The sequence below is a fragment of the Variovorax ginsengisoli genome, from assembly GCF_030811835.1.
Classification (GTDB): Bacteria; Pseudomonadota; Gammaproteobacteria; order Burkholderiales; family Burkholderiaceae_C; genus Variovorax; species Variovorax ginsengisoli_C.
In genome coordinates this window covers 254,539-279,999 of record NZ_JAUSRO010000007.1, presented here as the reverse complement: position 1 = coordinate 279,999, position 25,461 = coordinate 254,539, and the positions used below count along the sequence as shown (strand labels likewise).

General features: G+C 66.8%; 21 protein-coding genes. 9 read left to right on the top strand and 12 right to left on the bottom strand.

What is annotated here, in order from left to right; genetic code table 11:
- Positions 1–7 precede the first annotated feature (7 nt).
- Positions 8–940 carry a hydroxymethylglutaryl-CoA lyase gene (locus tag J2W36_RS13255; protein WP_307690201.1) on the bottom strand — a complete coding sequence of 311 codons (933 nt, stop codon included), beginning with the start codon at positions 938–940 and terminating at the stop codon, positions 8–10.
- Between the two features lie 295 nt (positions 941–1,235).
- On the opposite strand from J2W36_RS13255, the gene J2W36_RS13250 reads away from it, so the two are divergent.
- From J2W36_RS13250 to J2W36_RS13220, 7 genes are all read left to right on the top strand, one after another.
- The gene (locus J2W36_RS13250) at positions 1,236–3,422 is read left to right on the top strand and encodes a malate synthase G (protein WP_307690200.1); all 2,187 of its coding nucleotides are present in this window, start codon (positions 1,236–1,238) and stop codon (positions 3,420–3,422) included.
- A gap of 217 nt (positions 3,423–3,639) precedes the next feature.
- Positions 3,640–3,939, top strand: a complete 300-nt coding sequence (locus tag J2W36_RS13245) for a proteophosphoglycan ppg4 (RefSeq protein ID WP_307690199.1) — start codon at positions 3,640–3,642, stop codon at positions 3,937–3,939.
- 209 nt (positions 3,940–4,148) lie between these two features.
- Positions 4,149–4,745, top strand: coding sequence for a fasciclin domain-containing protein (locus J2W36_RS13240; protein WP_307690198.1), 597 nt, complete (start codon positions 4,149–4,151; stop codon positions 4,743–4,745).
- Positions 4,746–4,779: 34 nt separating this feature from the next.
- Positions 4,780–4,989, top strand: a complete 210-nt coding sequence (locus tag J2W36_RS13235; RefSeq protein WP_307690197.1) for a cysteine-rich CWC family protein — start codon at positions 4,780–4,782, stop codon at positions 4,987–4,989.
- Positions 4,990–5,071: 82 nt separating this feature from the next.
- Positions 5,072–6,538, top strand: a complete 1,467-nt coding sequence (locus J2W36_RS13230; protein ID WP_307690196.1) for a DHA2 family efflux MFS transporter permease subunit — start codon at positions 5,072–5,074, stop codon at positions 6,536–6,538.
- 66 nt (positions 6,539–6,604) lie between these two features.
- Positions 6,605–7,369 (top strand): class II glutamine amidotransferase, encoded by a 765-nt coding sequence (locus tag J2W36_RS13225; RefSeq protein ID WP_307690195.1) that lies wholly within the window; start codon positions 6,605–6,607, stop codon positions 7,367–7,369.
- A gap of 125 nt (positions 7,370–7,494) precedes the next feature.
- Positions 7,495–9,705, top strand: a complete 2,211-nt coding sequence (locus J2W36_RS13220) for a TonB-dependent receptor (protein WP_307690194.1) — start codon at positions 7,495–7,497, stop codon at positions 9,703–9,705.
- Positions 9,706–9,741: 36 nt separating this feature from the next.
- Here the strand turns inward: J2W36_RS13220 and gshB are convergent, their stop codons facing one another.
- Genes gshB through J2W36_RS13200 form a run of 4 tightly spaced genes read right to left on the bottom strand, consistent with a single transcriptional unit; the run spans position 9,742 to position 13,580 of the window.
- Complete coding sequence (gene gshB, locus J2W36_RS13215; RefSeq protein WP_307690193.1) at positions 9,742–10,695, bottom strand: glutathione synthase; 954 nt, start codon at positions 10,693–10,695, stop codon at positions 9,742–9,744.
- Positions 10,692–11,987 carry a benzoate/H(+) symporter BenE family transporter gene (locus J2W36_RS13210; protein WP_307690192.1) on the bottom strand — a complete coding sequence of 432 codons (1,296 nt, stop codon included), beginning with the start codon at positions 11,985–11,987 and terminating at the stop codon, positions 10,692–10,694. The genes gshB and J2W36_RS13210 overlap by 4 nt, the downstream gene beginning before the upstream one ends.
- A gap of 53 nt (positions 11,988–12,040) precedes the next feature.
- Complete coding sequence (locus J2W36_RS13205; protein WP_307690191.1) at positions 12,041–12,922, bottom strand: dienelactone hydrolase family protein; 882 nt, start codon at positions 12,920–12,922, stop codon at positions 12,041–12,043.
- Between the two features lie 37 nt (positions 12,923–12,959).
- Positions 12,960–13,580, bottom strand: a complete 621-nt coding sequence (locus tag J2W36_RS13200) for a YitT family protein (protein WP_307690190.1) — start codon at positions 13,578–13,580, stop codon at positions 12,960–12,962.
- 155 nt (positions 13,581–13,735) lie between these two features.
- Between J2W36_RS13200 and J2W36_RS13195 the strand changes: the two genes are divergently transcribed.
- Positions 13,736–14,659, top strand: a complete 924-nt coding sequence (locus J2W36_RS13195; RefSeq protein WP_307690189.1) for a polysaccharide deacetylase family protein — start codon at positions 13,736–13,738, stop codon at positions 14,657–14,659.
- A gap of 21 nt (positions 14,660–14,680) precedes the next feature.
- Here the strand turns inward: J2W36_RS13195 and kdsA are convergent, their stop codons facing one another.
- From kdsA to leuS, 7 genes are all read right to left on the bottom strand, one after another.
- A complete protein-coding gene (gene kdsA, locus J2W36_RS13190) occupies positions 14,681–15,526 on the bottom strand; it encodes a 3-deoxy-8-phosphooctulonate synthase (protein WP_307690188.1) in 846 nt (281 codons plus the stop codon).
- Positions 15,527–15,584: 58 nt separating this feature from the next.
- Positions 15,585–17,453: a potassium transporter Kup gene (locus J2W36_RS13185; RefSeq protein WP_307690187.1), complete on the bottom strand. Its 1,869-nt coding sequence runs from the start codon at positions 17,451–17,453 to the stop codon at positions 15,585–15,587.
- A gap of 153 nt (positions 17,454–17,606) precedes the next feature.
- Entirely contained in the window at positions 17,607–18,902 is a 1,296-nt protein-coding gene (gene gshA, locus J2W36_RS13180; RefSeq protein ID WP_307690186.1) for a glutamate--cysteine ligase, read from the bottom strand.
- An 82-nt stretch (positions 18,903–18,984) separates the two neighbouring features.
- Positions 18,985–20,277, bottom strand: coding sequence for a glutamate-5-semialdehyde dehydrogenase (locus tag J2W36_RS13175; protein WP_307690185.1), 1,293 nt, complete (start codon positions 20,275–20,277; stop codon positions 18,985–18,987).
- 73 nt (positions 20,278–20,350) lie between these two features.
- Positions 20,351–21,424, bottom strand: coding sequence for a DNA polymerase III subunit delta (holA, locus tag J2W36_RS13170; RefSeq protein ID WP_307690184.1), 1,074 nt, complete (start codon positions 21,422–21,424; stop codon positions 20,351–20,353).
- A gap of 2 nt (positions 21,425–21,426) precedes the next feature.
- Positions 21,427–21,948 carry an LPS-assembly lipoprotein LptE gene (locus tag J2W36_RS13165; RefSeq protein WP_370869321.1) on the bottom strand — a complete coding sequence of 174 codons (522 nt, stop codon included), beginning with the start codon at positions 21,946–21,948 and terminating at the stop codon, positions 21,427–21,429.
- Positions 21,949–21,959: 11 nt separating this feature from the next.
- Positions 21,960–24,608, bottom strand: coding sequence for a leucine--tRNA ligase (gene leuS, locus J2W36_RS13160; protein ID WP_307690182.1), 2,649 nt, complete (start codon positions 24,606–24,608; stop codon positions 21,960–21,962).
- Positions 24,609–24,753: 145 nt separating this feature from the next.
- Between leuS and J2W36_RS13155 the strand changes: the two genes are divergently transcribed.
- Complete coding sequence (locus J2W36_RS13155) at positions 24,754–25,386, top strand: hypothetical protein (protein ID WP_307690181.1); 633 nt, start codon at positions 24,754–24,756, stop codon at positions 25,384–25,386.
- Positions 25,387–25,461 lie beyond the last annotated feature (75 nt).

Sequence of the window (25,461 nt, the reverse complement as noted above, 5' to 3'; positions counted from 1 at the left end):
GGTGGAATCAGGCACGGAGGTATTCCTGTGAGAAATTCTTGGGGAGCCCGGCTTCCGGCGTCATGCCGTAGACCGGCTCGCCAGGCAGGCCCGCGACCAGTGGCGCGCGGGCGGCGATGAGGCGTTCGAGGTCGATGCCGGTGCGCACACCCATCGCCTCGAACATGAAGACCAGGTCTTCGGTGACGACGTTGCCCGACGCGCCCGGCGCGTAGGGGCAGCCACCCAACCCACCGAGCGAGGCGTCGAAGGTTGTCACACCCTCGTCGTAGGCCGCCAGGCAGTTGGCCAGGCCAAGGCCGCGTGTGTTGTGCATGTGTGCGGCGCCGGCACGGTCGCCGAGTTCGGCACGCAGGCGCCGGAACAGCCGCCGCACCTGCGCCGGGTTGGCATAGCCCACGGTGTCGGACAGCCCGACTTCGTCGGCACCTGCCTGCGCGCACTGCACGGCCAGGCGGATGACTTCGTCTTCGGGCACAGTGCCCTGCAGCGTGCAGCCGAAGGCGGTGGAGATGCCGGCTTCCAGGCGCACCTGCGGCGCGGTGTCGCGGCGCAGGTCGGCGATGGCGCGCACCTCCTCGACCATTTCCTGTGGCGTCTTGCGCACGTTGGCCAGCGAATGCGCGGGGCTGGCGGACACGGGCATCGTGAGCTTGTGCACGCCCGCAGCGAGCGCGGCCTCGGCGCCGCGGCGGTTGGGCACCAGCGCCATGACGGTCAGCCCGGGCAGCGTGACGGCGTGCCGAACGACCTCGGCCGCGTCCGCCATCTGCGGCAGCAGGCGCGCGGGCACGAAGGAGGCGACTTCGATCTCGCGCAGGCCGGCCGCGTGCAGCGCGTCGATCCAGCGCAGCTTGTCGGCCGTGGGCATCGTGGCGCGCACGGACTGCAAGCCGTCGCGGGGACCGACCTCGCTCAGGAGGATCTCGGTGGGGAGCATGAAGAGGTCTCCGGATAGGGCCGCAGCGCTGGCGGCCGGGACAAGGGGTTGGCTCTGAATGGGTTGGCTCTGAACTATATGCCGCGTGTCGCAGGGCGCCGATCGCCGGGCTTTTGGAAACCCTCGGAAACCACGCATCGAGTAAAGCTAAAAAATCACCCTTCGCTCGAATTACCATCATTTATGTCATCAATCAAACCCGCGATCGCCTGTGAATGCACAGCCCGTCATCCCCTAAAGTAGGGGCACGGCGTGCACCCGCACCCACTCTTCCCCCATTTCCAGAGGTTCATCCATGACCGAACGCACCACCGTCCACGGCCTCCAGGTCGCCAACGAACTCCACGCCTTCATCGAGGGCCAGGTCCTGCCTGCCACCGGCATCGACAGCGCCACCTTCTGGAAGGGATTCGACGCGATCGTGGCCGACCTGTCGCCCAAGAACATCGCCCTGCTGGCCGAGCGTGACCGCATCCAGACCGAGATGGACGCTTGGCACAAGGCCAACCCCGGCCCTATCGCGCAGATGCCGGCCTACCGCGCCTTCCTCGAGAAAATCGGCTACCTGCTGCCTCAACCGGCCGATGTGACCACCACCACGGCCAACGTCGACGCCGAGCTGGCCCTGCAGGCCGGCCCACAGCTGGTGGTGCCGATCCTGAACGCGCGCTATGCGCTGAACGCGGCCAACGCGCGCTGGGGTTCGCTGTACGACGCGCTCTACGGCACCGACGCGATCGCCGAGACCGACGGCGCCGAGAAACTGGGCCCCGGGGGCAAGGGCTATAACCCGATCCGCGGTGCCAAGGTCATCGAGTTCGCGCGCGACGTGCTCGACCAGGCTGCACCGCTGGCCAACGGCTCGCACAAGGTGGCCACCGCCTACAGCGTGAAGGACGGCCAGCTGGTCGTTGCGCTGCAGAGCGGCAGCACGGCGCTCGCCGACCCGACCCAGTTCGTGGGCTACCAGGGCGATGCAGCGGCGCCGTCGTCGGTGCTGCTGCGCCACAACGGCATCCACATCGACATCCAGATCGACCGCAGCACCGTCATCGGCAAGACCGATCCGGCCGGCGTCAGCGACGTGGTGATGGAGGCGGCGCTCTCCACCATCCTCGACCTGGAAGACTCGGTGGCCGTGGTCGATGCGGCCGACAAGGTGCTGGCGTACAGCAACTGGCTGGGCATCCAGCAGGGCACGCTGACCGAGGAAGTCGCCAAGGGCGGCAAGACCTTCACGCGCGGCCTGAACCCCGACCGCGAATACACCAGTGCCAACGGCCAGCCGCTCAAGCTGCACGGCCGCTCGCTCATGTTCCTGCGCAACGTGGGCCACCTGATGACCAATCCGGCCATCCTGTACAGCAACGGCCTGGAGATTCCCGAAGGCATCCTCGACGCGGTGGTGACCACAGCCATTGCCACCATCGACCTGAAGCGCAAGGGCAACTCGCGCACCGGCAGCATCTACATCGTCAAGCCCAAGATGCACGGCCCCGCCGAGGTCGCCTTTGCGAGCGAACTGTTCGGCCGCGTCGAGCAGATGCTCGGCCTGCCTGCGGACACGGTCAAGCTCGGCATCATGGACGAGGAGCGCCGCACCAGCGTGAACCTGAAGGCCTGCATCGCCGCCGCCGCCAGCCGCGTGGCGTTCATCAACACCGGCTTTCTCGACCGCACCGGCGACGAGATGCACACTGCCATGCATGCCGGCGCCATGCTGCGCAAGGGCGACATCAAGGGCACCAAGTGGATCGCCGCGTACGAGAAGAACAACGTGCTGGTCGGCCTCGCGTGCGGCCTGCGCGGCAAGGCGCAGATCGGCAAGGGCATGTGGGCCATGCCTGACCTGATGGCCGACATGCTCAAGCAGAAGATCGCCCACCCCAAGGCCGGAGCCAACACCGCCTGGGTGCCCTCGCCCACTGCAGCCACGCTGCATGCCCTGCACTACCACCAGGTCAACGTGGCCGAAGTGCAGAAGGAACTGGAGAAGATCGACGCCAACGCCGAGCGCGACAACATCCTGAACGACCTGCTGCAGGTGCCCGTGGCGCCCACGCCGGAATGGAGCGATGCCGACAAGCAGCAGGAACTCGACAACAACGTGCAGGGCATCCTCGGCTACGTGGTGCGCTGGATCGACCAAGGCGTCGGCTGCTCCAAGGTGCCCGACATCCACAATGTCGGCCTGATGGAAGACCGCGCCACGCTGCGCATCTCGAGCCAGCACATCGCCAACTGGCTGCTGCACGGCGTGGTCACGAAAGAGCAGGTCAACGCCACTTTCGAGCGCATGGCGGCCGTCGTCGACAAGCAGAACGAAGGCGATGCGCTCTACCAGCCGATGGCAGGCCACTTCAAGACCTCGGCCGCCTACATGGCCGCGCAGGACTTGGTGTTCAAGGGCCTGGAGCAGCCGAGCGGCTACACGGAGCCGCTGTTGCATGCATGGAGGCTGAAGGTCAAGAGCCAGGCCTGAGGCCTCGCCCGGTCCGGTAGCCGCGCGTGCTTGGCGCAGAGGCCGGCGTGCCGTCCTGCATCCGTGCGTCCCATGGCTTGCCTGGCATGGTGCGTGGCGCCTACACGGTGCGACGTTCACGGCCGACTCGGCATGGGCGGGCGCCCTCTACCTTCGGAACTGGTCGGCACACCAGCCGCCCGACAAGAAGACAACCTACTTCCGAAGGAATGCCCCCATGAAGAACAGCACACGCCTCCTCGCCATCCTGGCGCTTGGAACCGCCAGCGCAGCCTTTGCGCAGGGCAACCCACCCACCACCGCGGTCCCCAACCCCGCCACCGGTGCCGGCCAGCAAAGCCCGACTCCGACAGGCGGGCCCATGGGCACCACCGGTACGCCGACTGCACAGCCCGGCATGCAGACGCCGCCGCCACCACCTGCGGCCGGCATGCCACCTCCCCCACGCGCTGACATGCCGCCGCCGCCGCCCCGTGAACGGACGCCGATGCGACCGGCACGCGCTGATCGCAACTGATCCAGCGCCCCCCAAAAGACCGGGACGTACCTTGCGGTATGTCCCGGTTTTTCGTTGATGGCGCCGCCTGAAAGAACGCAGCCCAGGCCATGCACCTGAATCCGACAGGAACCGCGCCGCGTATCCCATGCAGGCGCTCAGGCGCTCCCGCACTGTTGGCGGTTCCACAGAGACGTGTTTCACACACACAACCATTCCAGGAGTCATCCATGAAGAAACTCATGATTGCAGTCGGCGTTTCGGTTCTGCTCAGCGCATGTGCAGGCGGCATGAGCGGCAGTGGCAGCAGCGCCATGCCAGCTGGCGGCATGTCGGACATGTCTTCCAATCCGATGGTCGGCGGCGCCGCGATGTACCCGACGAAGGACATCGTCGACAACGCCGTCAATTCCAAGGACCACACCACGCTGGTGGCTGCGGTCAAGGCAGCAGGCCTGGTCGACACGCTCAAGAGCCCGGGCCCGTTCACCGTGTTCGCACCGACCAACGACGCGTTCGCGATGCTGCCTGCCGGCACCGTCGACACCTTGCTCAAGCCCGAGAACAAGCCCACGCTGACCAAGGTGCTCACCTACCACGTGGTGCCAGGCAGGCTCGATGCCGCGGCGCTGACCAACCTCATCGCCGCCGGTGGGGGGCGTGCCTCGCTCAAGACGGCCAGCGGCGATACGCTGATCGCAACCATGAGCGGCGGCAAGGTGTACGTGACCGACGCCAAGGGCGGCACGGCCATGGTGACGATCGCCAACGTGTACCAGTCGAACGGCGTGATCCACGTCGTCAACAAGGTGCTGCTGCCGGGCTGATGCCTTCCGGGCATGGCTGCACGAGAATGCAGCCATGCCTGAAAGCAGCCTGCCATCCGACACCACACGCTGCCCGCTGTGCGGGCAGGCCAACGTGTGTGCCGCGGAGGCCGAGCACATCACCGGCGTGCCGCAGGAACCCTGCTGGTGCCTGTCGGTGCCCTTCGACGACGCGCTGCTGTCCCGCCTGCCGCCCCAGTCCGTGGGCGTGGCATGCATCTGTGCGCGATGCGCGGCTGGCTGAAGACCGATATCCTCGAGGGCCTTCGTGGCTGGCCGTCGATGGCCGGGCCCTTCACCGTCTTTTGCCCCATCCCGCGAGCGCCATGAATCCGTCCTCTCCGACCGTCTCCCTGCGCGAGCGCTATGGCGAGCGTTACCGATGGCTGCTGCTCCTGTCGGTGATGGTGGGCACCATGGCGTCGATCATGTCCTCGACGATCGTGAACGTGGCCATTCCCGGCATGAGCCACCATTTCTCGTTGGGCCAGGACCGCGCGCAGTGGGTGAGCTCGGGCTTCATGGTCGCCATGACCGTGTCCATGCTGACCACGCCCTGGCTGCTCGCACGCCATGGCTACCGGCGCACGTACGTCGGCACGATGGTGCTGCTGCTGGCAGGCGGTATTGCCGGCGGGCTGGCCAACGACTTCTCGCTGGTGCTGATCGCACGGGTGGCCGAAGGCCTTGCCGCGGGCGTGGTGCAGCCGATCCCGGCCATCATCATCCTGCGCGCGTTCGAGCCGCACGAGCAGGGCCGTGCCAGCGGCATCTTCGGCATGGGCGTGGTGCTGGCGCCTGCCATCGGGCCAAGCATTGGCGGCGTGCTGGTCGACCTGTTCGGCTGGCGCTCCATCTTCTTCATGGTGGTGCCGTTCTGCCTGGCGTCGATCTGGCTGGCCTACAAGTTCGTGCCGGTGACCGCCCCTGGCGGCGCGGCCGCCGAACGCGGCCAGGGGCTCGACTGGCGCGGACTGATCATCGGCACCGTCGGCACGCTGTGCCTGCTCAACGGGCTGGTCGAGTTGCGGGGCGATGCCCCCTTGCAGGCCCTGGTGCTGCTCGCCGGTGCCGCCACGTCGCTGGCCCTGTTCGTTTGGTGGCAGAAACGGCGCGTGGTCCAGGGTGACGCGCCGCTCATGAACATGGGGCTCTTCAACTACCGGCAGTTCACCATGGGCAGCGCGGTGGCCTTCATCTACGGTACCGCTTTGTTCGGCTCGACCTATCTGCTGCCGGTCTACATGCAGGTGGCGCTGAGCCTGTCACCGTCGCACGTGGGCACGATCATGCTGCCCGCGGGCATCGTGCTGGCTTTCACCATCGCTGGCGTGGGCCGGCTGGCGGACCGCCATCCGACCCGATGGCTGGTGAGCATCGGGCTGGCGTTGCTGGCGATTTCGTTCGCGCTGATGGTCATGCTCGACCTGGGCAGCACGCTGTGGCTGCTGGTCGCCTTCGCGATCATCGGACGCGTCGGCCTGGGCTTCATCCTGCCTTCGCTCAACCTGGGCGCCATGCGCCCGCTGGCCAAGCCGCTGATCCCACAGGGCGCGAGCGCCATCAGCTTCCTGCGGATGCTCGGAGGGGCGGCGGGCGTGAGCCTGTGCGCCATCATGCTTGAATGGCGGCTGGCTGCGCATGGCGATTCGCTGGCCAACACGGCATCGAGCGCAGCACGCATCGCGGCCTTCGACGAGGTGTTCCTGATGCTGGCGGCACTGTGCGCGCTGGCCATCTTCGCAGCGTGGCAACTGCGCGAGCCGACCGCGCCGCACGATCCGCCTGCCTGACGACCGTCGTCGCGGCACCAGGTGCGCACGTCGTGCCGCTTGCGGTCTTTGCGGTCTAATAGGCGCATGTGCCAGCTGCTTGGAATGAACTGCAACACGCCGACGGATGTGACCTTCAGCTTCACGGGCTTCGCGCAGCGCGGCGGTCGCACCGATCACCATGCCGACGGCTGGGGCATCGCCTTCTTCGAGGACCGCGGCCTGCGCCACTTCGTCGACCATCTGCCGGCCTGCGAGTCGCCGGTGGCCGAGCTGATCCGCCGCTACCCGATCAAGAGCCGCAACGTCATCTCGCACATCCGCAAGGCCACCCAGGGCGCCGTCAACCTGCAGAACTGCCACCCCTTCGTGCGCGAGCTGTGGGGCCGCTACTGGGTGTTCGCGCACAACGGCGACCTGAAGGATTTCCGGCCGCGGCTGCACGGCAACTTCCATCCGGTGGGCAGCACCGACAGCGAGCACGCCTTCTGCTGGGTCATGCAGGAACTGGCCAAGTCGCATGCCGACGTGCCCAGCGTCGCCGAACTCACGCTGACGCTGCGCGAACTGGCGCCGCAGCTCGCGAAGCACGGCACCTTCAACTTCATGCTGTCGAACGGCCAGGCGCTCTGGGCGCATGCGTCGACGAACCTCTGGTACATCGAGCGCCAGCATCCGTTCGCGCTGGCGAAGCTGGCCGACGAGGACGTGCAGATGGACTTCTCGCAGCACACCACGCTCGACGACCGCGTCGCCGTGATCGTGACCGCGCCGCTGACCACCAACGAGCAATGGACGTCGTTCGCGGCGGGCGAACTCGTTGTCTTCCAGGACGGCCGCCGGGCCGGCTGAGACTCGCCAGCGGTCGCGCGGAAACAACGCGCATCCGCTCTTTTGAAGGGGCAAGCGCGCGCCAGAAATTAACAAAGATAATAATAATGGTTCTCATTTGAAAACTGAATAAGAGGGAACCGTTCATGTCCTCCACCCGCTTTCCGCTGCGGCCCGTTACCCTGGCCGCGGCGCTTGCGCTGCACGCGCTGTCGGCTTCTGCGCAAACCTCCCCCGCAGGCACGGCCGGCACCCTGTCCACCGTGACAGTGGAAGCCAGCGCCGATGCGTCGGCAGAGGGGTTGACCAAGCCTTACGCGGGTGGGCAGGTGGCGCGGGGCGGGCGGGTGGGCATCCTGGGCAACCAGGACCCGATGAGCTCCCCCTTCAGCGTGACAAGCTTCACCAACGAGCTCATCCAGAACCAGCAGGCGCGCAGCGTCGGCGACGTGTTGCAGAACGATCCGTCGGTGCGCGTGGCGCGCGGCTTCGGGAATTTCCAGGAGTCGTATTTCATCCGCGGCTTCATCCTGGGCTCCGACAGCATTGCCTACAACGGCCTGTACAGCCTGCTGCCACGGCAATACATCTCATCGGAGCTGTTCGAGCGCGTCGAAGTGCTGCACGGCGCGAGCGCCTTCCTGACCGGCGCAACGCCGGGCGGCGACGGCATCGGCGGAACGGTCAACCTGCTGCCCAAGCGCGCAGGCAACGAGCCGCTGTCGCAGGTCACCGTGGGCACGGCCAGCGGCTCGCAGCTCTACACCGCGGTCGACCTGGCGCGCCGCTTCGGCCCCGACCAGAGCCTGGGCGTGCGCGTCAATGCGGCGCACCGGGACGGCGGCACCGGCGTCGACAACGAAGACGTCAAGCTCGACGTGGCCTCTGTCGGCCTCGACTGGCGCAGCCGCAACGCCCGCCTGTCAGCCGACATCGGCCACCAGGAACACCGCCTCCAGCAGACGCGCACCAACGTCACGCTGAGCGGGGTGACGTCGGTGCCCTCGGCGCCGGACGCGTCCACCAACTGGGCGCAGCCCGGCAGCTATTCCAACGAGCGCGACACCTTCGGCACCGTACGCGGCGAGTACGACATCACGGACGACGTGACCGCCTGGTTTGCCGCCGGCGCCCGTCGTGGCAACGAAGCGAACTCGCTGGCCAACCTCACCGTCAGCAATGCCACCACCGGCGCGGGCACGACCTACCGTTTCGACAACACGGCCGTCGAAACCGTCAAGACGGGCGAGTTCGGCGTGCGGGGCAAGCTGCGCACCGGCCCGGTGTCGCACGCCCTGGTCGCCTCATACTCGTACTTCGGCTCCGAGCGCAAGAACGCCTACACCTTCGACTTCGCCAACACCCAGGCGACCAACCTTTACGACCCGGTTCTGACGACCGTACCGGCGTTCAGCGCGGGCGCCTTCAGCGGCAACGAGCTGGACTCGCCGGGCCTCACCTCGAAGAAGCGCCTGTCGAGCTACGCCATCGGCGACACCCTGGGCTTCGTGGACGACACCGTGCTCGTCACGCTCGGCGCGCGCCACCAGCAACTCGTGGTGAACGGTTACGACTACGGCACCGGCAACCTGAGCAGCGCCTACGACAAGAGCCGCACCAGCCCGGCCGCCGGCATCGTCTTCAAGGCGACGAAGGCGCTGTCGGCGTATGCGAACTACGTCGAGAGCCTGTCCCCCGGCGACACTGCGCCCGCTGTCTCGGGCACCACGCCGGTTGCGAACAGCGGCGAGATCCTCGCTCCGTACGTTGCAAAGCAGAAGGAAGTCGGCCTGAAGTACGACGGCGGACGCCTGGGCGCCAGCGCCGCGGTGTTCTCCGTCGACAAGCCGCGCGCCTTCTTCGACACGGTCACCCGGAACTACAGCGCGACGGGCAAGGACCGCCACCAGGGCCTCGAACTCAACGTCTTCGGCGAACCGGCGAAGGGCCTGCGCCTGCTCGGCGGCGCGACCTTCCTGGACGCCAAGCAGGAGAGCACCGGCAGTTCGACGACCGACGGCAAGCGCGTCATCGGCGTGCCCAAGCGCCAAGGCAGCTTCGGTGTCGAATGGGATGTCCCGATGGTGCGTGGCCTGTCGCTCGACGCCCGCGTGACGGCCACCGGCAGCAGCTATGCCGATGCCACCAACACGCTCAGGGTCGCCGGCTGGAGCCGGCTGGACATCGGGGCGCGCTACGTGACGGAGATCTCCGGCAAGCTGGTCACCTTCCGCGGTCGCATCGACAACGCGACCGACCGCAACTACTGGGCGTCCGTCGGCGGCTACCCGAATTCAGGTTACCTGGTGCTGGGCAACCCGCGCACCTTCAGCCTGACCGCTTCGATCGATTTCTGATCGACGAACGCCGACGCGCGCGCACCCGAAGGGACCTCACGGTCCCTTTTTCAATTCCGCTTCCAGCGCATCGATGAACATCGCCGGCACGTCGAAGCCGGTCTGCTCGGTGATCTCCTGGAAGCAGGTCGGGCTGGTGACGTTGATCTCGGTGACGCTGTCGCCGATCACGTCGAGGCCGATCAGCAGCAGGCCGCGCGGCGCGAGCGCCCGGCCGACGGTCTCGGCGATCTCGCGGTTGCGCGCCGTCAGCGGCTGGGCCACGCCCTTGCCGCCGGCCGCGAGGTTGCCGCGCACCTCGGTGCCCTGCGGGATGCGCGCCAGCACGAAGGGCGCCGGCTCGCCGCCGATGATCAGAATGCGCTTGTCGCCGTCGACGATCTGCGGCACGAAGCGCTGCACCATGATGGTTTCGGCACCGTCCTTGTTGAGCGTCTCGATGATGGAGCCGAGGTTCATCGCGTCCTGCTTGACGCGGAAGATGCCCATGCCACCCATGCCGTCGAGCGGCTTGAGGATGATGTCGCCGTGCTCGGCGTGGAAGTCGCGCACCGCGCTCGCGCTGCGCGTGACCAGCGTCGGCGTGACGAACTGCGGAAACTCCATGATCGCGAGCTTTTCCGGGTGGTCGCGCAGCGCCCGTGGCTTGTTGACCACGCGCGCGCCCTCGCGCTCGGCCTGCTCGAGCAGGTGCGTGGCGTAGATGTACTCGGCGTCGAAGGGCGGGTCCTTGCGCATCAGCACGACGTCGAAGTCCTTGAGCGCCTTCGACGCCTCGATGTCGACGTGGTACCAGGTCTTCGCGTCGCCCGTCAGCGTGATCTGCTGCACGTTGGCCGTGACCATGCCGCCCGACTTCCACGTCAGGTCCTGCGGCAGGCAGGCCGCGATGCGATGGCCGCGGCGCTGCGCCTCGCGCATCATCGAGAAGGTCGTGTCCTTGTAGATCTTGAACTGGTCGAGCGGGTCGGCGACGAAGAGGATGTTCATGACGGGGTCTTTCCAGCAATCGGGAATGAGGCATCGGCATCAGCAGGCCGATGGCCTGCCGGTTGGACCGGCTTCGATGAAAGCTTGATCTTGCAGGCAGGCGCGATGTCCTTGCCCATGGAGGCTTTCTTGCGGCCAAGCTGCTGCACCAGGAGCGCGAGCGCACCGGCCACCACGCCCCAGAACGCCGAGCCGATGCCCACGAGCGTGACGCCCGACAGGGTCACGAGAAAGGTGATGAGCGCCGCCTCGCGGTGCGACTCGTCGCGCACCGCTGCGGCCAGCCCGCCGCCGATGGTCCCCAGCAAGGCCAGGCCGGCAATGGCGGCCACCAGTTCCTTCGGAAACGCGGTCAGCAGGCCGGTCACCGCCGCGCCGAACAGGCCGATGAGCACGTAGATCGCGCCGCAGCTCACGGCAGCCGTATAGCGGCGCGCAGGATCCTCATGGGCCTCGCGGCCCATGCAGATGGCCGCCGTGATCGCGCTGAGGTTGAGCGCATAGCCGCCAAAGGGCGCGAGCACCAGTGTGGCCAGGCCAGTCAGGGTGATGAGCCTGGACACTGGCAGGTCGTAGCCCGACGCACGGATGGCCGCCACGCCGGGCAGGTTCTGAGAGGCCATCGTCACGACGAACAGCGGAAGTGCCAGGCTCACCGCCGCCTGCCAGGTGAACACGGGCCAGGTGAACACCGGCACCGCGAGCGAAAAGTGCACCGCGCTCCATGCCAGTTGCCCGCGCGACGCCGCAAAGGCGATGGCCACGACCAGCGTCAGCGGCACCGCATAGCGCGGCAGCAGACGTTTGCCTACGAGGTAGGTGACCAGCATCAGCAGCACCAGCGGCAACGCCGTCTGCGCCGCGACGAAGGCCTGGAGCCCGAAGCGCGCCAGCACGCCGGCCAGCAGCGCCGAGGCGATCGCCATGGGGATGCGGTTCATCACACGCTCGAACGCGCCAGTGGCACCCGCCAGAACGATCAGCAGCGCGCACACGATGAAGGCACCGACCGCCTCGGCCATGCCGTAACCCGCACCGGCGACCGCAAGCACGGCGGCGCCCGGCGTGCTCCACGCGATCATCACCGGCTTGCGCAGCCACAGCGAGGGAAGCGCCGATGCCAAGCCCATGCCCAGCCCCAGCGCCCACATCCAGGAACTGATCATGGCCGGCGTGGCGCCAAAGGACTGCGCCGCCTGGAACACGATGGCCACCGAGCTGGTAAAGCCCACCAACACCGCCACGAAACCGGCGGTCACGGCCGAAAGGCTCAGGTCTTTGAAAAAACGCATCCGCCGATTGTGCCGCGACCGCCCATGCGCCCTGCCACGGACGGACCGCCCTGCTAGCGGCCAGCGGAAATGCGCGGGAAGCCCAGGCGGTCGAGAAACGCGCCGACCTGCGGCTGCCACACCTCGGGAAACGCGGTGAAGAGCTTGTGGCCATCGTCCCCTTGGGGCGGGAACTGCACGAACTCGCCGTTGCCGCCGGCCTGGCGGAATGTCTGGAACCAGCCGCGCGGATAGGTCGGGCCGAAGTACTGGTCGTTCTCGGCATAAAGCCAGAGCGTGGGCAGGCGCGCAAGGCGGCCGTATTCCATGAACAGTTGCCCCATCGCCTGGGGCGAACACGGATGCTGCGCCTGGGTGATCGGATTGCCGCCACCACCGCCGGCGAAGTTGATGGTGGCGACCAGTCCTGCAGGCGGATGCGCCGCAGCCGCAATCGCCACCGCGCCGCCGAAGGACTGGCCGACGATGACGGCGCGCGTGCCGTCCACACCGGGCCGCTCGCGCACCGCGTTGAGCACCGCCAGCGTCTGCGCGAGCGCGGCCTCGTAGGCGGGCGCATAGCGTCGCGTGGCACAGGCTCCGCTGTCTTCCACGTCTTCACCACCGCTCACGCCGTAGCCGATGCGCGTCGGCACCGCCACGATGAATCCACGCTCGGCAAAGAAACCGGCCGCCACGTGGTAGCGTGCCCGACCGAATGCAGCGCGGTCGGCCGCCGCGGGCGCACGGCCGTGGTTGAGCACCAGCACGGGTGCTGGCCGCGGGTTGGCATCGTCCCAGAACAGCGTGACGCGGATGGGCTGCGCCACACGGCGGCCCGCGGCAGTGGTCACCTGCACCGGTACGTCCATCTGTGCCTCGCGCAAACGGGCTTCGGCGGGCATGCCGACGATCAGCAAGAAGAGGGCGAATGCCCGGTAGACGAAGGTCCTCATGCGCGGCTCCAGCCCTGTGCGAGACAAAGCCGCGAGCCTACATCGTCACATAGCGCCCCGGCTTGTGGTTGACCGCCAGGAAAACACTCATCACCACCGCCGCCAACACGGAGTACAGCACGCGCTGCGGCTCGATCACGAGGAAGGCAACCGCCACGATGCTGCAGTCGATGCACATCTGCACTTTGCCGGCGCGCCAGCCGTGCTTTTCCTGCATGTAGAGCGACACGATGGTCGCACCGCCCAGGCTGCCACGGTGCCGGGCAAGGAAGAGGCAGCCCGCCCCCAGCAACAGCCCGCCGAGCACCGCGGCGTAGGCCGGATGCAGACGGTCGATCGCAAAGAGCGCAGGCGACCACTCCGTCATGGCCGACAGCAGCGTGATCGCGATGAAGGTCTTGAAGGTGAACTCACGCCCCATGCGCACCCAGGCGAACCAGTAGAACGGTAGGTTCACCACGAAAAAGAGCTTGCCGAAGCTCAAGCCGGTGGCGTAGTGCAGCAAAAAGGCGATGCCGGCAGCGCCGCCGGTCAGGAGGCCGACCTGGTTGAACAGGATGAGCGCCAACGACACGAACAGGGTGCCGGTGAAGATCGCCTGGGCGTCTTCGAAGCGGCTGTGACGCAGGCGGGGCATGGCGGTGGCGGTCTGGGTCATGGACGGATGAGCGGGCGGCGGGAATGCACCCGGGTTATGTGAAGACTGCAAGCACGAAGCTTGCCGGATTGGCGCGACACCCGGAAGTCGGCGCGCGAAAATGGTTCAGCATCCTGCATCACCGTCCCTGCAACCTCTTTGCGCCGTCGCTCCCCATGAACGCTCGCTGGCCCCATCTGCTCCCCCACCACAACCGGTTCGACTACCGGCCGATCACGCGGCGCCCCGACCACCTGTGGCCGAACGGCGCGCGGCTGGCGGTCTACCTCGGCTTCAACCTGGAGCATTTCGCCTTCGGCGATGGCCTGGGTGCGCGCATCGGACCGGCGTCGCCCGAACCGGACGTGCTCAACCACGGCTGGCGCGAGTACGGCAACCGTGTGGGCGCGTGGCGCTGCCTCGAACTCTTCGACACGCTCGGCCTGCCCACCGGCGCGCTGGTCAACACCGCCCTCTACGACCACTGTCCGGAACTGATGCGCGCCGTTGCTGCGCGCGGCGATGAACTCATCGGGCATGGCCACAGCAACGCCGAGCGCCAGGGCGACTACGCCGAGGCCGGGGAGCGCGAACTGCTGCTGCGTTGCGCCGCACGCATCACCGCCGAATGCGGCACGGCGCCCACGGGCTGGCTGTCGCCGTGGATTTCCGAAAGCGTGCTGACGCCCGATCTGCTGGCCGAAACCGGCTACCGCTACACCCTGAACTGGTGCCACGACGACCAACCCACGCGCATGAGGACACGCGACGGCCGTGGCCTGTGGGCGGTGCCGTACCCGCAGGAACTCAACGACATCCCCATGATCGTCGCGCGCCAGATGGATGCCAAGGACTTCGCGACCCTGGTGATCGACAACTTCGACGAGATGCGCGAGCAGGCGCGCACACAGCCGCTGGTGATGGGCGTGGCGCTGCATCCCTACATCGTCGGCCAACCCTACCGGCTGCGCCATCTGCGGCGCGCGCTGGAACACCTGGCGCGCGCGCGGGATGCGGGCGAGATCTGGTTCACCACGCCGGGCGCGATCTGCGCGCACATGGAAGCGCTGGCGGCGCAACAGCCGGGGGTGTTCGGCTGAACACGGGCCCGCGCCGCCGCGTTATTCGATGGCCAGGCGCGGGAACGACTTGACCAGATCGTCCAGCGCCTTGAGCTGCGACAGGAAGGGTTCGAGCAGGTCCAGCGGCAAGGCGCTCGGGCCATCGCACTTGGCGTGGGCTGGATCGGGATGCGCCTCCAGGAACAGGCCGGCCAGGCCGACGGCCAACCCCGCACGTGCCAGATCGGCCACCTGCGAGCGCCGGCCGCCCGAGGCCGCGCCCATCGCATCGCGCTGCTGCAGCGCATGCGTGACGTCGAAGATGATCGGCAGGTCGTCGCAGACCTTCTTCATCACGCCGAACCCGAGCATGTCAACCACGAGGTTGTCGTAGCCAAAGCAGGTGCCGCGGTCGCACAGGATCAGCTGCTCGTTGCCCGCTTCCTGGAATTTCTCCACGATGTTGAGCATCTGCGTCGGGCTCAGGAACTGCGGCTTCTTGATGTTGATGACACGGCCGGTCTTGGCCAGCGCCACCACCAGATCGGTCTGGCGCGCCAGAAAGGCGGGCAGTTGCAGCACGTCGACCACCTCGGCCACCAGCGGCGCCTGCCAGGGTTCGTGCACGTCGGTGATCAGCGGCACGCCGAATTCCTTCTTGACCGCCTCGAAGATGCGCAAGCCTTCCTCCAGCCCCGGGCCGCGGTAGGAATGGATCGACGACCGGTTGGCCTTGTCGAAGCTGGCCTTGAAGACGTAGGGAATGCCCAGCTTCTGGGTGACGCGGACGTATTCGGCCGCGCTGCGCAGGGCGAGATCCTTCGACTCGAGCACGTTGATGCCGCCGAAAAGAACGAAAGGCCCGGCATTGCCGACTGAAATCTGGGCGATGGAGACAGTACGCATGATGTACCTCGATGGGTTGAATGGGATTCGCCACGGGGGCGGAGGCGCCTGCGCCGGATCAGATCTCTATCTTGGAACCCAGTTCCACCACCGCATTGTTCGGCAGGCTCAGGAAGCCCGCCGCACCGCTCGCGTTGTGGTGCATCTGCGCAAACAGCTTTTCGCGCCAGGGCGCCATGCCGCTGCCCAGCGTCGGGATGACGACGTCGCGAGACAGGAAATAACTGGTGGTCATCGGCTCCAGCTGACAGCCGCGCATGCGCGCGCCCTCGAGCGCGCGGGGAAGGTCCACGTCGTTCTTGAAGCCGTAGTGCACGATCACCTGCCAGCAATGGCGCCCGAGCGGTTCCATCTCGATGCGCTTGTTCATGGGAATCCAGGGCACCTCGTGGCTGCGCACGGTGACGAACAGATTCTGCTCGTGCAGCACCTTGTTGTGCTTGAGGTTGTGCAGCAACGCATTGGGCACGTTGCCAGGCTCGGCCGTGAGGAACACCGCCGTGCCGTCCACGCGCGCAGGCGGATTCACGAACACGGCATCGAGGAAGCTGCGCAGGTCGAGCGCATCGGCGCGCTGCACTTCGCCCATCAGCCGGCGACCCTCCTTCCAGGTGATCATCAGCGTGAAGATGCCCCCGCCGATCAGCAACGGAAACCAGCCGCCATCGGGCAGCTTGAGCAGGTTCGATGCGAAGAAGGCGAAGTCGATCACGAAGAAGGCCGACGTGGCACCGATGCACAGGGCCAGCGGCAGCTTCCAGGCGTAGCGGATCACGAAGAAGGTGAGCACGGTGGTGATCAGCATGTCGGTGGTCACCGCAATGCCGTAGGCCGCCGCCAGGTTGCTCGACGAACGGAACATCACCACCGCCAGCACGATGGCGACGAACAGGCCCCAGTTGACGAACGGAATGTAGATCTGCCCGGTCGCGCGCACGCTCGTGTGCTCGATGTTCAGCCGCGGCAGGTAGCCCAGCTGGATGACCTGGCGCGTCACGCTGAAAGCACCGGTGATAAGTGCCTGCGAAGCGATCACGGTGGCCAGCGTAGCCAGCAGCACCAGCGGAATCAGCGCCCATTCCGGCGCCATCATGAAGAACGGGTTTTTCACCGCCGCGGGGTTTTCCAGCAGCAAGGCGCCCTGGCCGAAGTAATTGAGCGTGAGGGCAGGCATCACCACCGAGAACCACGCGAGGCGGATCGGACCTTTGCCGAAATGGCCGAGGTCCGCATAGAGCGCCTCCGCGCCTGTCACGCACAGCACAGTGGCGCCGAGCACGATGAAACTGGTCATCGGGTTGTCCCAGATGAACTTGAGCGCGTAGTACGGGTTGAGCGCCTTCAGGATTTCCGGGTGCGTGACGATCTGCGACACGCCCAGCACGGCCAGGACGAGGAACCAGACCAGCGTGACCGGCCCGAAGAACTTGCCGATGCCTGCCGTGCCACGCTTTTGCACGGCGAAGAGACAGAACAGCACCACCAGCGTGATCGGAATGACGTAGTGCGTGAAATGCGGCGACACCACCTCCAGCCCCTCGACCGCCGAGAGCACGGAGATGGCCGGTGTGATGACCCCGTCGCCGTAGAAGAGCGAGGTGCCGAAGATGCCCACGATCAACAGCACGCTGCGCAGCCGCGGCCGGTCGGCCACGGCGGTCGACGCCAGCGCCAGCATCGCCACCAGGCCACCCTCGCCCTCGTTGTCGGCGCGCAACACCAGCACGACGTACTTGAGCGACACGATGATCGTCAACGTCCAGAAGAACATCGACAGGATGCCGTACACGTTCTCGATGGTGAACGGCACGTGGCCGTGACCGAAGACTTCCTTGGTTGCGTAGAGGACACTGGTGCCGATGTCGCCGTAGACGACACCAATGGCACCGATGATCAGGGCCGCGGAGGATGATTTGGGGGCTGACACGAGGTCGTGAGAGGGCGCCGGCGACTCGCACCGCCTGGCCATGCCATCACTGGATGCGCGCGACCCCGCCCTCTTTTTCCGTTTTTGCTGTGGGACGCGTATTCTGCCCGTGACGCGTGACGCCGCAAAGCGCCCGCCGGTCCGGGCTGCGGGTTACTCGTAGACCTCGGCGTCGGGGTCGGTGGCTTCCAGTTCGTAGCTGGCCGCGACCATGGCCAGCCGGCCGATCACCCCGTACATATAGAAGCGGTTGGGCGCGCTCGCGCCTGGCTTGGCGCCATGCTGCGGCAGGTGGGCGCTGTCGGAGAAGGCCAGCGGCACGAAGCTCGCGCCCGGCGACTTCAGGCTTTCGTCGCTGCTGCGCTCGGCATGCACGCGGTAGAAGCCACCCACCACATAGCGGTCCATCATGTAGACCACCGGCTCGGCGACGCCGTCGTGCACGCGCTCGTTGGTCAACACGCCCTCCTGGATCACCACTTCATCGGCGCCCACGCCCTGCGCGGCCCCGCCTGCCTTGGCGCGCGACTTGCGCGTCAGCGCCTCGACCTCCTTGACGTCGCGCACCGTGATCGCCGGCATGCTGTTGCTGCCGGTGTCGGACTTGACGACGACGAAGGGCTTCTCGTTGATGCCGTACTCCTTGTACTTGCGCCGCACCTTCGTGAGCATTGCGTCGACATGGCTCGTGAGCACGTCGATGCCGCGGCCATCAGCCACGTTCACGCCCTCGGCGCGGGTGGACATCGGGTTGATCAACCAGGGGTCGATGCCCAGCAACTTGCCGAAGCGCTTGGAAAGCTCTTCGTAGCTGCGCAGGTGGTTGCTCTTGCGCCGCACCGACCAGCCTGCATGCACGGGGGGCAGCAGGTACTGCTCGTGCAGGTCCTCCAGAATGCCGGGCGTGCCGGCCGCCAGGTCGTTGTTCAGCAGGATCGTGCAGGGGTCGAAATTCTTGATGCCCAGGCGGCGCTTGGTGCGCACCACAGGCTCCAGCGTCACGGTGTCACCGTTGGGCAGTTCGATCTTCTTGGGCGACTTGATCGCCGGGTCGATCGAGCCCACGCGCACGTTGAGCCCGGCCATGTGGAAGATGCGCACCAGCTGGGCAATGTTCGCCAGGTAGAAGGTGTTGGTCGAATGGTTCTGCGGAATGACGAGCAGATTGCGCGCCTCCGGACAGATTTTCTCGATCGCCGCCTGGGCGGCCTGCACCGCCAGCGGCAGCATCTGCTGCGTCAGGTTGTTCCAGCCGCCGGGAAACAGGTTGGTGTGCACCGGTGCCAGCTTGAAGCCGGCATTGCGGATGTCCACAGCGGTGTAGAACGGGGGCGTGTGCTCCATCCATTCGAGCCGAAACCAGCGCTCGATGGCAGGGGTCGAGTCGAGGATGCGCTGCTCGAGTTCGTTGATCGGGCCGGTCAGGGCGGTGACGAGATGGGGGACCATGCGGCGGCCTTGTTGTGCGCGTTCAGCGGAGAGGTAGAGTGGGATTGTAGGATTTGGGGCCACTCACCCAGATGACAAGCCGTCAGCTGCGCGTCTCGCCCTGTCCTAACACGACATATTTGAGCGAAGTCAGGCCTTCGATGCCCACCGGACCGCGCGCATGGAATTTGTCGGTGCTGATGCCGATTTCGGCACCCAGGCCGAATTCGAAACCGTCGGCGAACCGGGTGCTCGCATTCACCATCACGCTGGCCGAGTCGACCTCGCGCAGGAAACGCTGCGCGTTCAAGTGGTCGCGCGTGATGATGGCGTCGGTGTGGTGGCTCGAATAGCGGTTGATGTGCGCAATGGCCTCGTCCACGCCCTCGACCACCTTGATGCTGATGACCGCGGCCAGGTACTCCTCCGACCAGTCGGCTTCCACGGCGTCGGTCACATCCATCTCGGGATGCAGCGCCGCCTCGGCGCGCAGGATGCGCGCGGCCACCGGGTCGCAGCGCATCTGCACGCCCTTGGCGCCGAACACCGCGCCGATCTCGGGCAGGAAGGCATCGGCGATCGACGCGGCCACCAGCAGGCCTTCGGCCGCGTTGCAGGGGCTGTATTTCTGTGTCTTGGCGTTGTCGACCACACGCACCGCCATCTCCAGCGGCGCCGTGTCGTCGACATAGACGTGGCAATTGCCATCCAGGTGCTTGATGACCGGCACCTTGGCCTCGCGGCTGATGCGCTCGATCAGGCCCTTGCCGCCGCGCGGAATGATCACGTCGACGAATGCCGGCATGGCGATCAACTGGCCCACGGCCTCACGGTCGGTGGTCTGCACCAGCTGCACCGCATCGACCGGCAGGCCCGCTTCGGCCAGCGATTCGCTCACCAGCTGCGCCAGCGCCTTGTTGGACTCGATGGCTTCCGAGCCGCCGCGCAGGATGGCCGCGTTGCCGCTCTTGATGGCCAGGCTGGCGGCCTCGATGGTCACGTTGGGACGGCTTTCGTAGATCATGCCGAACACGCCGATCGGCACGCGCATCTGGCCCACGCGGATGCCGCTGGGCTGCTGCTTCATGCCGATGATCTCGCCGATCACGTCCGGCATGGCCGCCAATTGCTCGCAACCGAGCGCAACGGTGTCGATCGTCTTTTGCGAGAGCTTGAGGCGGTCGACCAGCGGCGCTGCCAGGCCAGCGGCCGTGGCGCGTGCAACGTCGCGTTCGTTGGCTTGCGCAAGCGGCGCACCGGCTTCGCGCAGGCGGCGGGCCAGCGCCTTGAGTGCCGTGTTCTTGGTGGCCGCATCGGCCCGGGCCATCAGGGCGGACGCCGCCTTGGCCTGCAGGCCCAGCGCCTGCATGTACTCAGTGATGTTGAACGCGTTCATGGGTTTATTTTCCCACTCTTGCGCACCATGCAGTCGACCCAGTGGGCAACAGTGCGTTTCCGGCCCCGCGCGATCAGCCGCGTGGCCCGGGTGCCGGCGCCGTCATGCAGGCGCGGCAGAGCATCAGTGCCAGACGCTGCAGCGCGGGCCAGCCACCAACGGGCCAGTCGGGCTGTTTCAGTCCCTTGACGATACCGTCGACCCGATGCGCGGCGCGCAGCAGGCGCGCCAGCAGGGCATCGTCCAGGCGCGGCAGCACGCGCTCGAAGGCACGCTCGCGCGGCCCCCAGATGCGGTTTTCGCGCAGTGCCATGGGCAACGGACGCCCTTGCGCCATGGCGTCCTTCACGCGCTTGAGCGCGCGGATGTCCTCGGCAATCGTGTAGTGCACCAGCACTTCGGCCTCACCCTCGGCCTGCAGGCCATCGAGCATGCGCGCCACGCGCTGCGGATTGCCGGCGAGCACGGCCTCCGACAGCTTGAAGACGTCGTAGCGCGCCACGTTGTTGACGGCCGCCTCGACCTGCTGCCAGTCGAGCTCACCCTCGGGGTGCAGCAGCGCGAGCTTCTGGATCTCCTGGTGGGCAGCCAACAGGTTGCCTTCCACCCGGTCCGCGAAGAACTGCAGCGTGCGCTGCCCCTCTTCGCCTGCCTTCACACGCTGGCCCTGCAACGACAGGCGCTGCGCGATCCACTGCGGCAACGCGCCGCGCTCGACCGGGTCGACCTGCACGCTCACGCCATGGCTCTCGAGCGCCGAGAACCACGCGCCCGACCGGGTCGCCTTGTCCAGCCGCGGAAGCAGCACCAGCGTCAGCGTGCTGTCGTTGCCCGCCGCCGCTTCGGCCAGTTGCTGCAGCGCCACGCTGCCGTCCTTGCCCGGCTTGCCGGAAGGCACTCGAATTTCGACGATCTGCTTGTCGGCAAACAGGCTCAGCGAGCCGCCGGCGGCCCGCACCGCGCCCCAGTCGAAATGCGCGCCGGCCACCGTGTACGAACTGCGTTCGGTATAGCCTTGCGTGCGTGCCGCTGCGCGCACCGCATCGGCGGCCTCCTGCGCGAGCAGGGGTTCGTCGCCGTGGATCACGTAGAGCGGCCGCACGCCCTTGGCCAGGTGTGCCGCCAGCTGCGCAGCCGCCAGTTGCATCCTCAGAGTTCCTTGACCGCCGCAAGGCGCCGCAGTATCTGCTGGGCGATGTCGGTCTGCATGTCGCGGTAGAGCAGCTCGATCTCGGCGTCCTTGGCGAGCGCGTTGGTCTCGTTGTAGGTCACGTCCCGGCGCTGCTGGATCTCGGAGGTCAGCAGCTCCTTGCCGGCCGGCGTGCGCAACCGGAAGCGGATGGTCAGCCGGACGTTGAGTTCGCGCACCTCGCCGGCCGAATTGGTCGACACCACGACACGGTCGCGGGTCTCGCCCAGGATGTCGAGCACCGCTTCGGCCGTGGCGGCCTGTGCTTCGGGCACGATGGTCACCGTGCCGGCCGCGGCCATGTTGCGCCGCACATAGGCGGCCATGGCCGAGCGCCCGGGCACCGCCAGCGACTTGAATGCGAAGACCGGCGCCTTGCGCAGCTCGAAGCCACAGCCGGCCAGGCCCAGCAAGGTCACCGCCGCAGCAGCAGCAGCAGCGAGGAAACTGCGACGCGGCAGCGTGCCCGGGCGCGAAGTCACATGCGTCATGCTCATACCACCACGTTGACCAACCGGCCGGGCACCACGATCACGCGCTTGGGCGCCGCGCCCGGTGCGAAGGCGACGAAATCGTCGCAGGACAGCGCCATGGCTTCGATTTCGTCCTTCGATGCGCCGGCCGGCACGCGCAAGGCACCGCGCAGCTTGCCATTGACCTGAAGCATCAGCTCGATCTCTTCCTGCACCAGTGCGCCAGCGTCGACCACGGGCCACGGCGCATCCAGCAGCTCGCCGTGCAACTTGGCATAGCCCAGCCGTTGCCAGAGTTCGTGCGCAATGTGCGGCGTGGCCGGGTACATGCAGCGCAGCAGGATGCCCAGGCCTTCGCGCAGCGCGCTGCGGTCGCCGGCGCTGCCGTCGGGCTTGAAGCCTTCGAGCGCGTTGAGCAGCTTCATGGCGCCAGAGACGACCGTGTTGTATTGCATGCGCTGGTAGTCGTAGTCGATCTGGCGCAGCACGGTGTGCACCTCGCGGCGCAGCGCCTTGGCACCCTTGCCGAATTCACCCTTGCCCTCGGCCGGCGATGCGTCGGCGGCCTGCGCCACGCCGAAGTTCCAGACCCGGCGCAGGAAGCGGTAGCTGCCTTCGACAGCCGCGTCATTCCACTCCAGCGTGGCTTCGGGCGGCGCGGTGAACATGGTGTACAGGCGTGCAGTGTCGGCGCCGTACTTCTCGATGAGGTCCTGCGGGTCGACGCCGTTGCGCTCGCTCTTGCCCATCTTGCCGACGCCGCCATACTCGACGGCCGAACCGTCGGCCAGCGTCCCGCCCGTGATGCGCCCCTGCGCGTCGAGCACGGGCGTCACCTCGAGCGGCGGGAAGTAGTCCTTGCCTCCCTTGTCGCCACGCCGGTAATAGATGTGATTGAGCACCATGCCTTGCGTGAGCAGCTTGCTGAAAGGTTCATCGACCTTCACCAGGCCCAGGTCGCGCATGACCTTGGTCCAGAAGCGCGCGTACAGCAAGTGCAGGATGGCATGTTCGATGCCGCCGATGTACTGGTCCATCGGCATCCAGTACTGCGCGCCCTCGCCGACCATGGCCTGGTCGTTCTTCGGGTCGCAATAGCGCATGAAGTACCAGGACGAATCGACGAAAGTGTCCATCGTGTCGGTCTCGCGCCGTGCGGGCTTGCCGCAGACCGGACAGACCACGCCGGCATGAAAGCCCTCGTGCTTGATCAGCGGATTGCCTGAGCCGTCGGGCACGCAGTCGGTCGGCAGCACGACCGGCAGGTCGGCCTCGGGCACCGGCACCGCGCCGTGTTCATCGCAATGGATGATCGGGATCGGCGTACCCCAGTAGCGCTGGCGGCTCACGCCCCAGTCGCGCAGGCGCCAGGTGGTCTGCAGTTCGCCCAGGCCCTTCTGGCCCAGCGCATGCGCCACGGCGGCCACGGCCTCTTTGTGGCCCATGCCGCTGAAATTGTCGGAATTGATCGTCACGCCACGGCTCTTGTCGCCGTACCAGTCCTGCCACTTGTGATAGTCGAAGTGCGGCTCGTCGTCGACCAGCACCACCTGAACGATCGGGATGCCGTACTTGTTGGCAAAGGCGAAGTCGCGCTCGTCATGCGCAGGCACGCCCATGACGGCGCCATCCCCGTAGTTGATGAGCACATAGTTGCCGACCCACACCGGCACATCTTCCTCGGTGATCGGGTGCCGGACCGTCAGGCCGGTGGGTACGCCCTTCTTTTCCTGCGTGGCGAGCTCGGCTTCGGTAGTGCCGCCGTTCCTGCATTCCTCGACGAAGGCGGCGACCTTCGGGTCGGTCCTGGCGGCGTGCGTGGCCAGCGGATGCTCGGGCGCCACGGCACAGAAGGTCACGCCCATGATGGTGTCGGCGCGCGTCGTGAAGACGTACATGCGGCCGTCCTGGATCGCCTGGCCGTCATCGCCACGGATATCGTGCGTGAAGGCGAAGCGCACACCCTCGCTCTTGCCGATCCAGTTCTCCTGCATCAGCCGCACGCGCTCGGGCCAACCCGGCAGCTTGTGCTGGGTGTGTTCGAGCAGTTCTTCGGCGTAGTCGCTGATTTTCAGGTAATAACCCGGGATCTCGCGGCGTTCGACCGTGGCGCCGGTGCGCCAGCCCTTGCCGTCGATCACCTGCTCGTTGGCCAGCACGGTCTGGTCGACCGGGTCCCAGTTGACGACCTGGGTCTTGCGGTAGGCGATGCCTTTTTCCAGCATCTTCAGGAACAGCCACTGGTTCCACTTGTAGTAGGCCGGGTCGCAGGTGGCCACCTCGCGGCTCCAGTCGATCGCCAGGCCCATGGCTTGCAGCTGGCCCTTCATGTAGGCGATGTTTTCGTACGTCCACTTGGCCGGCGGCACGCCGTTCTTCAGCGCCGCATTCTCGGCCGGCAGGCCGAAGGCGTCCCAGCCCATGGGCATGAGCACGTTGTAGCCCGACATGCGCAGATAGCGCGTGAGCATGTCGTTGATGGTGTAGTTGCGCACATGGCCCATGTGCAGCTTGCCGCTGGGGTAAGGCAGCATCGAGCAGGCGTAGTACTTCTTCTTTGGATCGCCCTGAGCGTCGCGCGCATCTTCGGTGACGCGGTAGGCATCGGCAGCCGTCCAGTGGGCCTGGGCGGCGGACTCGACGTCGGCGGGTTTGTAGCTGGGATTCATGAGGCTTGGGTACAGGCCCGGCGCTGGGGCGGCCGGGGAAGCCGGATTATCGCGGCTCTGGCGCGCAGGCGATGGAAGACGTGTGGAGACCATTGAAAAACCGCTTCAATATGGTATAAATCATTTACCCTATTCATTCATCATCATGACCGTTTCCCAGACCCCCGCCGACCCTGTTTCCACCTCTGCAGCCGACACGACGGCCGCCCCCTCTACGCCAGCAAGCGCACCGGCCGCGCACGATGCCATGACGCCGCCCGCATCTGCCCCGGCACCGGCCACGGCCAAACCGCGCACGGCCAAGAAACCAGCCCACAAAGCGCCGGTGACGCCACCGGCACCAACGCCGGCCAAGATGCCTGAAAAAGCGAGTGCGAAGGCCGCGGTCAAAGCACCCGTCAAGACACCCGTCAAGACCGTGGTCAAAGCGCCCGTGAAAACAAAGGCGGTGGAAACGGCCGTCCAGAAGGCCGCCCAAACGCCCGTCAAGGCCAAGCCGCCCGTCGAGCCTGCGGGCAAGAAAGCGGCCAAGAAGATCGACAAGACGGTCAAGCTCAAGGAAAAACTGGTGCGAGACAGCTTCACCATGCCGCAGAAGGACTTCGGCCTGATTGCGGTGCTCAAGGACCGCGCCCTGGGCTTCAAGCGCCCCACCAAGAAGAGCGAACTGTTGCGCGCCGGCCTGCAGGTGCTGGCCACCCTGCCCGCACCGGCGCTGCTTGCGGCACTCGACGCGCTGGTCCCGCTGAAGGCCGGCCGGCCCAAACGCGCCGACTGACAGCCCCCTTCGACCCACCTGAGGACCGCGCCCGCCGACAAAGCGGGTGCGCGGGCGCTTGGCCCGCTTTTCGCA